At 70.3% G+C, this 320-nt stretch carries 1 pseudogene; it reads right to left on the minus strand.

Annotated features, from left to right (window positions below):
- Positions 1-220 (minus strand): annotated as a pseudogene (locus tag HP445_RS18370) (sugar ABC transporter permease); the annotation flags it as partial.
- Positions 221-320 lie beyond the last annotated feature (100 nt).

The raw sequence follows: 320 nt of genomic DNA on the forward strand, positions 1-320 counted from the left end.
AGAACGTCGACGTCGTGTACGCCTGGAAGCTCATGACGATGTTCTTGACCACCGGGTAGCCGAAGAACAGCAGCAGGAACAGGACGGCCGGCAGCAGGAACAGGAGCTGCGCGATCCGTTCGAAGCGCAGCGAGCGGCCCGGGCGGGGCCGCCGGGACGGAGCGGGTGCTCCGTCCCCGGCGGCCCGCCGTGGGGCGACGGGGGTCGCGGTGCTCGTCATGCTCAGTTGCTCGACTGCGCGTTCTGCAGGGCGTCGGCCGGGGAGTCCTGCCCGGTCAGCGCCGACTGCACGGCCGTGTAGATCTTCGTCGCGGCCTTGG

This window comes from Curtobacterium flaccumfaciens (assembly GCF_013359815.1).
Lineage (GTDB): Bacteria > Actinomycetota > Actinomycetes > Actinomycetales > Microbacteriaceae > Curtobacterium > Curtobacterium flaccumfaciens.